An 8,419-nucleotide genomic window follows, 5' to 3' on the forward strand; every position below is an offset into this window, starting at 1 on the left:
TTCTCCTACCATCCTCTTTCCTGCATACGCTGTTCAGCAGCAATGGTTGCTATCTCAATGCCTGGCATTGCTTCATCCAAATCCTTAGAGATTTCTGCAAGAATCTTAGGATCATTATAGTGTGTAGTGGCAGCCACAACAGCCTTGGCCCTGGCAGCAGGATTCTTAGATTTAAATATACCGGAACCTACAAATATACCATCACAACCAAGCTGCATCATTAAAGCAGCATCCGCAGGGGTAGCAATTCCACCGGCTGCAAAGTTCACAACAGGCAGGCGTCCCAGCTCATGTACTTGCAATACCAGATCATAGGGAGCTCCCATTTCCTTGGCAGCAGTCATCAGTTCATCCTTGGGCATATGCTGAACCATTCTAATTTCAGACATTACCTGTCTCATGTGACGTACTGCTTCCACCACATTACCTGTGCCCGGCTCGCCTTTGGTGCGAATCATGGCAGCCCCTTCACCAATTCTACGTAGGGCCTCTCCTAAATTACGGCAGCCACATACAAAGGGCACTTTAAATTGGTTTTTATCAATATGGAATACTTCATCGGCAGGTGTTAATACTTCACTTTCATCTATGTAGTCCACACCCAGTTCTTCCAGGATCTGAGCTTCAACAAAATGACCAATTCTCGCCTTAGCCATAACAGGGATGGTTACCACTTCCATAATCCTGGTAATTACATTGGGATCAGCCATTCTGGCTACACCACCGGCAGCTCTGATGTCAGCAGGAACCCTTTCCAGGGCCATTACAGCACAAGCGCCGGCCTCTTCGGCAATCTTAGCCTGCTCCGGTGTAGTTACATCCATTATAACGCCGCCTTTAAGCATTTCTGCCAGGCCTTTTTTTACAGTCCATGTTCCTTTGATATCAGACACTTTCATTACCTCCAAAATCATGTAATACTCACTGATTATTTATTTTAATTTATTCTTCCTCATAAGACAAGTTTTTACTTAAGAATCTTATAAAACTAAAAATTATGTCCTAATTACTATCGGTCTAACACATTAGGCCCAATTTATCAAAACCACCGGAAATAAAATGTATTTGTGATATATTGAACAATCAAGATTTATTGTATACAATATACATAGAGCAAAGTTACACTGTGAAGGGAGGAGTATATATGCTATATCTACTTATGGGCGGGGCATTAGTCTATCTTACTATTTATGGGCGCTTCGTGTATAAAAACTTTCTTTCCTCCGACGCAGGGCATTCAGATTTCCCAGTCCCCACCTGGACTTATTGAAAATAAGCTGAACTACTTAGCCCGCAGACTATAGCTGCGGGCCCTTTACTTTTGTTAGCCAGTTATTTGATTTCTAGCCTCAAGGGCCAGATCATAATTATCTATCAAGAGATGTGTTAATTCTGGATCTATTGCTCCTCCTTTAATTTGTTTATATAAAATTGAAAGAACCGCGTTCTTTTCCATAATGCCCCGGTAGGGTCTTTCCTCCGTTAGGGCTGCAAATATGTCGGCCACCGCCACAATCCTTGCCCCTGTTGTCAGATCCGAGGAATCTAGTTTAAAGGGATATCCCGTTCCTGCTAAAGTTTCATGGTGACAGGAAGCATAGTGATTGATTTTTTCAAAGCCATCAACCATATTAAGTATATGATAGGTATAGTAGCTGTGTCTTTTGATCATATTGTATTCCTGGGCATCCAGTTTGCCCGGCTTATTTAGGATGGCCTCTGGAATACCTAGTTTACCCAAATCGTGTAAAAGGCCTGCTACATTGATATTAAGACACTCTAATTTGTTAAGTTTTGCATTCTCTGCTAGGTAGTTAGCAACTATTGCAACTCCCCTTGAGTGTCTATGGGTAAAGGGACTCTTATTGTCAATTACCCTGGCCATTGTTTCGGCTACAGCTATCACCTCAGAATAGCTTAAACTCTTATGGCTTTTTAGTGGGCAGTGGTGAGCCAATATTTCATTCAAAAACTCGGACTGTAAATCTAGCCAGAAACATTCCCTCTGGGCTAAGTCATTGAAGGCTTCAACTAATTGGGGGTCAAATAGTTTGCCCTTTTCATTATTGATATTGAGACATACATTTTTGGATTGCTCTAAAATGTAATTTTCATCACGAAGTTGAACATCCACGCGATCTGCCAAATGAATTATTCTACTTTCAATGGGAATCTCCCTAAATTTAAGTCCAGATCGGTTGTTTTTGCCGTCCCATCTATCGTGATGGTAAAGTATTATATCTGCCACAGCACCAAAAAGTGGGTGATCCTTGAACAGTTCATAACCCTTAATGCAATGATTTGAAGTCTCCAGGAAGTAAAACTTTGTTAGTCTGGCTTTTTCCTCCCAAGTACTTGATCCTGCATCATGCATAATGGCAGCACTAAATAAATTTTCCAGTTGCCCCTGATTTAAGCCATATAGTTTCCCTATTTGTAAAGCCATCAAGGCAACCCTTTGGTGGTGTTTCATAATACCGCGGGAGTTAAAATCTATGGCCAGGCTTAGGGAACTAAGAAGCTTATAATAATTAGTTAAATAATATTCCATATTGCCCCCCAATATAGGTCATGTGTTATGTCGACTTAAAAATATTATATTCTTTCTCCTAATTTGATATCCCTTCCTAAATTACCAAATGTATGAAATAAAACCTCCCCAACGGGCAGGATTATTTTATGAAACTATGTAGTAATCATTATTTAAAAAAAGGCCTTTTCCATGATTGATATTACTATATCTAGGGCGATTAGAATAATAATCATCCATTCAAGCCTTGTGCCTCTCTTTGCATGGGTGATCATTGCAAATACCTCAGTTATATCCATAAGATTTTCAGTCTTATGTCTTAAGCTTTCATATCTCTCCTTCAGGTCAAAAAGATCAGCCAGCTCTAAAAATAATATCTCTGCCCCTTCATTGTTCCAGGTAATATCAGGTTTGTCTAACAGCATTAGATATGAAATGGTGTTATATTTATAACGAACTATTTTCCCCGACAGCTTAGCTAGATTATTATCTGAGATAGTGAATTTTCCCTTATCCAGATATTCTATGACCCTTTCAATATCATCAGAAACCTTTTCTAAGTTGTCTTCAATTCTATCAAGGGCAACTGATCTGGCCAATACAATGGCTATAATCTTCGGGTAAAAGTCCAAATTTTTAGGAGCAACCAAATAATTATTATGTACTTCTACCTGGGAGTTCTCTTTAATCTGTAGTCTATAAAACTCCGAATACTTATGATGATCCGGCTTCCGATCAATTCCAGAATCAATTTGACACAGATAATTATAAATATCCGATAAATCATATTTTGTGCAGTTTATGCCTACTAAACAGCCAAAGTAAAAACAGTATACCGTCTTTTCCTCTGCTTCTTTTAAAATCCCCTTAAGCTCAGGTTCCTTTAATATCAAAATATCTTCCCATTTATATTTTTTATTAATACCAAAATGAAGGGCAATTTGGTTAAGGTTAATTTCCTGGGTAATAGATACTGCTAAAAATTCTAGAGTCTGCATTTCCTCTCTCCTTACGTTAAACTCCTTTAATAGGATTTCCTACCTATAAGGGTTTTTACACTTATATTGGCACTTATTCATATTTTTAATATTGCTGACATAATCTTTTAATCTTCTAGTCTTATTTTTACTAAAATTTTTCTGATATAATATAGGCATTGAGTTATCTATAATATAACCAGGAGGATATAAATGCTACTAGTAAATATTGAGGAACTAGCCACCAGGAATGAGTTAAATTACGTTGACATGCATAAGGCCCTGGAAGCTTTATACAAACTTGATTACAATCCCGTGGCCATCAAATTCTTTTTCGATCAAGAGGAGTTTGATAACTTTATACCGGAAAAAATTCCTGCCAGTAAAATGACCTTTTGTCAGGCTGCCCTGGCATCCAGGATGGAAAATTATATAGTGAAGGTTACCGATGATAAAATATTTTGCGGCAATGCTAAAACTGTCTTTGGCTTTAGGGAGGCCTCTGATGCAGAAGTTGATGAGCAGATAAAGTATACAGGGGATTGGGATTTAGCTAAAGAATGTATGGATGCTAGACCTAAATTACCCCTTGGCCAGCTTAAGGGCATAATGACAGCCCCTCTATACAAAACTCCAGTTGAGCCAGATGTTGTGTTTTTTGTAGTTGATGTATTCCAAGCCTATCACATATTAAACGATTATATGGCTGGCTGTAATATTTCTACTATTTCTTCTAACCATACCATTAATTCCGTTGTATGCGGTGGCTCAGTACGCTGTTTCCAAGAAAACACCCCGGAAATGAAAACCATGTGTGCAGGAAGCTTTACCTCCGGGAAGACAGAAAAGGGGGAAGTTAACCTTTTTATTCCTGGAAAACACATTGGTCAACTAGCAAAGCGGCTAATCCAAAGAACCCTAAAATCCGGCGGCAGTTCCTTCCTTGGATCTGGCGGTCAGGAATTCCCAGGTATAGACGTTTGCAAAAAGTGTCCTATGATACGCTTCAAGGATCCTAAATCGGAATAACACTAAGAAAACCCTCACCAAATGAAATATGGTGAGGGTTTCAAAGTTTGCTGTCTAATAATGCTTAAAACTAGTCATCCTGGTTTCCCATAGCCTTGACCAAGAGGCTACATAATACCGGATCATAATGGGAGCCAGAATATTTCATGATCTCTTCACAGGCACTCTGTCTAGATACTGCTTTCTTATATGGTCTATCTGTGGTAATGGCATCAAAACTATCTGCGATTCGAATAATCCTCGCTCCAAGGGGTATTTCCTCTCCACTGATACCCATAGGATAACCTGAGCCATCAAAGTTCTCGTGGTGATGCAGTATATATGGTGCCACAGAGATCAGGGATTTTATTGGCCTTATGATCTCACTTCCCCAGTAGGGATGCTGCTTTAATATATCCCATTCACCCTCTGTAAGTGCTCCATGGGCATTAAGTATATTAATTTCTATCTCTATTTTACCAATATCGTGTAGATAGGCCCCATATTGGATAAGTCTAACCTCGTCTTCAGAAAGTCCATAGCTTTTAGCCAACAGGGTTGAATACTCCAGCACCCGTTCTGAATGTCCATAGGTGTAGCGGTCTTTAGCATTAATGATGCTCAAAAGGGTTTTCATAGAACTCAATAATTCCGTTTCAGATTGTGTACAGATACTTTTTAATGAGTCTAAAACGTTGAAATAAAGCTCAATTTTATCTTTATTGGTTTTCTTGGCCTTATATAGGGCTTGATCAGCAAGATCCAGTAACTCTTCTCCGGATCTAGTATGCTCAGGATAATTAGCCACTCCTACAGTAATGGTAAGTTTTCCAGTGGGAATTTGTTCAGTATTCTTCAGCACCAAATTTTCTATTTTAAATTTTATTTCCTTTGCTAATGAACAAGCAGCAACTGAATTATCAGGTATTAATATGCAAAATTCATCACCACCGTAACGGGCAGCAATGGCCGGGCTGGGAATCTCCTTTAATAATATCTCCCCTACATCCTTTAATATTTGATCCCCTGCAATATGACCAAATGTATCATTGTAATACTTAAAATAATCTATATCAAAGATGATTAAACTTAGGGAACTATTATTTTTTTTAGCTTTTTCTACTTGGGATTTTAAATAAACCTGAAAATATCTATGATTATAAACACCGGAAAGGCCATCACGGTTGGCCATTTCTTGTAATACTTTTCTCGTTCTTTGCTCAATCTCCGCAATACCACCCGTAAGCCAGGCAGATATTATCATAACCCCGGTAAAAATGATATCGGATTCTAAATATATATTAAAGTTTGTTCCATACAGATATATATCTAGAACAATTAATATTAAACCACATCCCAGGGCAACCATTGATCCAAAAGTCTTATTCTTAAAAAAGGCCGCAAAAGCAACAGGTATAATGAGCAGAGTTTTTAAATAAATGTCATGATAGACAATTATAAATATGAACACAAATATTACCAATACCAAAACCCCTGGCAAAATTGCTTTATAGCGTATGATTAAGTAGCAACCCAGAAGGGCAGCCAGGAGGAATATTATAATAGGACCAAAATGTGTGTATATCAAGAATACATCTTCAGGTGGGAACTTTTCAAATTCCCACGTAAATTTTAGCATTATTGCCGTAGAAAATACTATAACGCAAAGAGTATATAGATTAACGAACAAATTATGATAATCTTTATCCCTTCTGTAATTCCAATCAATCATAATATCACTCTCTAATTATCCTATACTGTTTAATAAGTTATTCATTTTGTTATAAAAATAAAGTGCTCGGAATAAATGAGGCCCTCCCTAGATTTATTAAAGAAAACTGGGACTTGAGCCATACTGATATACCGAACACTTAATACAGGGAGTTTATATGTTATTTATGTAATAATATTTTATTTACGTAGACACTGTGGTACTTCAGGTTGATAAATTGCAAGCCAACATGTTGGTCCTACACCAATTTGAGCAAATAACACCATTACACTAAGTAATCCTGATGCCATTATTGTTCTTAATGTTTTCATTTTTTCACCTCCTTACTATATTAAAAATTATTCTATCAAGATAAGATATAATTTTATATCCAAATGGAGTAATAGTTAAAGATTGCCAAAATAACCCTGTAACTAGTGCAACAGATATATAGCCTCTTAAAGGTAATAAGTACATTGCTAAGGCAGTTATTATCAGTGAAATAATTATTGAAATACGGTACATTTTTTTTATATATTTCTTACTAGTAAGAGGCTTTCCCGGTGACTCTGCCGGAGCATATTTTAATATAAATACAAAAGATATAATAATTGGTATAATTAATATCATACTACTTTCTATGTGATAATATTTCGGTATAAAACCTAGTGTTGGAAATATTAATGTCCCAGCTAATGTACAATGTAATGCTGTAGTACAGTGTGCACCACCTGATGCCAAGCGCATAGCAGCAGCAGCAATTAATACTATAATAGTTTCATTTAAGTTTCCTAAAATTAAAGATGCAAGTACTATCGAGCCTATGCTATAAATTGTACTTTCTATTAATTTTATAGCAAATATTACGATTTCTTCTTGATCTCTACTTAGAACAAGATTTTTCTTTAGATAATTGACCATTAAATTTTGTAACATTTTTTTTGCCTTTCCACCCTATAAATTTATATCTAAGTAATGACAATATAAACAGAACTATCACTTGAGGTAGAGAAAATGCTGATCTAAGAAATGGATCATTGTATACCTCTAAATAATCCTTGCCAGTAGTTTGTAATGTATATGGAAAAATGGTTAATTCCAGAGCAATAAATACTATTAAGCAAAATAGCACTGAAAATGTCACTTTAGGAAGACTTATACCTGAAGCCTTGTATATAAGTATAATTAGAGATATTGTAAGAATAGCCGTATGAAATCCGAAACTCAAAGGTAATAATGCAACATAATTAATAATCCCCTGCATTGCTCCTATTGCAAATATTACTTTTATATCAGGCTTAACTGCTAAAACAGAATAGCAAAAAAGTATTATTACAATACTCTCAGGCCAGTTTTGTAAAAAAAATAAAATTATATGATCAGAAATAATTCTACACCCCTAAAAAATGACATAATGTGATACTTTGCACCTCTTAAATATATTAATTAATCATTTATAATAATTCTCCTGCCTTATTTAAACTAAATTAGTTCCATAAATCTGTTTATTTTGTGGCAACAATGGATAATAATGGTCAATGGTTAACTTTGTATATTTTGCATTTTAATGGAGTGTCACTGGGACGGTTCTACTGACAGCTTTCATGGGAGTGTCACTGGGACGGTTCTACTGACAGCTTTCATGTACCTGTCACCAGCTGTCACCAGAACCGTCCCAGTGACAACCAGTGACAATTTTATAAATCAAATAACCGTCCTCAGACTCATTTAGACATTAAGAAACCCGCTGTCTTATTCAAAAGACAACGGGTTTGTAAAATTAGTCTGGCGACGACCTACTCTCCCAGGGGCTTGCGCCCCGAGTACCATCGGCCCTGGAGGGCTTAACTGCTGTGTTCGGGATGGGAACAGGTGTACCCCCTCCGGTATCGCCACCAGAAATCTTATGCAATTCTCACAATCCCCTGTCACAGGGACGGTTCTCCTGACAATTTTCATGTTCCTGTCACTGGGACGGTTCTCCTGACAGCTTTCAGTGAATGTTGGAGACGATTACTGTCACTAGAACCGTCCCAGTGACAAGGTGCCTGTGACAAGGTGTTCCCTGAAAACTGAACAGATTAAAGTTTGTCGTCGTATATATTTTCTTGATTTAGGTCAAGACCTCGACCTATTAGTACCGGTCGGCTGCAGGCATTGCTGCCCTTACACCCCCGGCCTATCTACCATGTA

7 protein-coding genes and 2 rRNA genes are annotated in these 8,419 nt (G+C 37.3%); 1 reads left to right on the forward strand and 8 read right to left on the reverse strand.

What is annotated here, in order from left to right:
- Positions 1-5 precede the first annotated feature (5 nt).
- From pdxS to P6N53_RS16540, 3 genes are all read right to left on the reverse strand, one after another.
- Positions 6-893 (reverse strand): pyridoxal 5'-phosphate synthase lyase subunit PdxS, encoded by an 888-nt coding sequence (pdxS, locus tag P6N53_RS16530; protein ID WP_502550522.1) that lies wholly within the window; start codon positions 891-893, stop codon positions 6-8.
- A gap of 431 nt (positions 894-1,324) precedes the next feature.
- On the reverse strand, positions 1,325-2,551 hold the full coding sequence (locus P6N53_RS16535; RefSeq protein ID WP_304545146.1) for an HD-GYP domain-containing protein: 1,227 nt from the start codon (positions 2,549-2,551) through the stop codon (positions 1,325-1,327).
- A gap of 152 nt (positions 2,552-2,703) precedes the next feature.
- Positions 2,704-3,528 (reverse strand): RMD1 family protein, encoded by an 825-nt coding sequence (locus P6N53_RS16540; RefSeq protein WP_304545148.1) that lies wholly within the window; start codon positions 3,526-3,528, stop codon positions 2,704-2,706.
- 192 nt (positions 3,529-3,720) lie between these two features.
- Here P6N53_RS16540 and P6N53_RS16545 point away from each other — a divergent pair, with 192 nt between their 5' ends.
- Positions 3,721-4,536 (forward strand): DUF169 domain-containing protein, encoded by an 816-nt coding sequence (locus P6N53_RS16545; protein WP_304545150.1) that lies wholly within the window; start codon positions 3,721-3,723, stop codon positions 4,534-4,536.
- 70 nt (positions 4,537-4,606) lie between these two features.
- Here P6N53_RS16545 and P6N53_RS16550 read toward each other — a convergent pair whose 3' ends face one another.
- The 5 genes from P6N53_RS16550 to P6N53_RS16570 all read right to left on the reverse strand — a co-directional run.
- On the reverse strand, positions 4,607-5,998 hold the full coding sequence (locus P6N53_RS16550; protein ID WP_304545152.1) for a bifunctional diguanylate cyclase/phosphohydrolase: 1,392 nt from the start codon (positions 5,996-5,998) through the stop codon (positions 4,607-4,609).
- A gap of 428 nt (positions 5,999-6,426) precedes the next feature.
- Positions 6,427-6,558, reverse strand: coding sequence for a cyclic lactone autoinducer peptide (locus P6N53_RS16555; protein WP_304545153.1), 132 nt, complete (start codon positions 6,556-6,558; stop codon positions 6,427-6,429).
- Between the two features lie 4 nt (positions 6,559-6,562).
- Positions 6,563-7,162: an accessory gene regulator ArgB-like protein gene (locus P6N53_RS16560; protein ID WP_304545155.1), complete on the reverse strand. Its 600-nt coding sequence runs from the start codon at positions 7,160-7,162 to the stop codon at positions 6,563-6,565.
- A gap of 847 nt (positions 7,163-8,009) precedes the next feature.
- A 5S ribosomal RNA gene (gene rrf / locus P6N53_RS16565) occupies positions 8,010-8,126 on the reverse strand.
- Between the two features lie 214 nt (positions 8,127-8,340).
- Positions 8,341-8,419, reverse strand: a 23S ribosomal RNA gene (locus tag P6N53_RS16570); the annotation flags it as partial.

It is taken from the genome of Desulforamulus aquiferis (assembly GCF_030577015.1).
Lineage (GTDB): Bacteria > Bacillota > Desulfotomaculia > Desulfotomaculales > Desulfotomaculaceae > Desulfotomaculum > Desulfotomaculum aquiferis.

What these genes read in the sequence shown, in the direction of transcription:
- P6N53_RS16560 (WP_304545155.1), bottom strand. Translation starts at nt 7,162, where the DNA reads ATGTTACAAAATTTAATGGTCAATTATCTAAAGAAAAATCTTGTTCTA.
- P6N53_RS16545 (WP_304545150.1), top strand. Translation starts at nt 3,721, where the DNA reads ATGCTACTAGTAAATATTGAGGAACTAGCCACCAGGAATGAGTTAAAT.
- P6N53_RS16540 (WP_304545148.1), bottom strand. Translation starts at nt 3,528, where the DNA reads ATGCAGACTCTAGAATTTTTAGCAGTATCTATTACCCAGGAAATTAAC.
- P6N53_RS16535 (WP_304545146.1), bottom strand. Translation starts at nt 2,551, where the DNA reads ATGGAATATTATTTAACTAATTATTATAAGCTTCTTAGTTCCCTAAGC.
- P6N53_RS16555 (WP_304545153.1), bottom strand. Translation starts at nt 6,558, where the DNA reads ATGAAAACATTAAGAACAATAATGGCATCAGGATTACTTAGTGTAATG.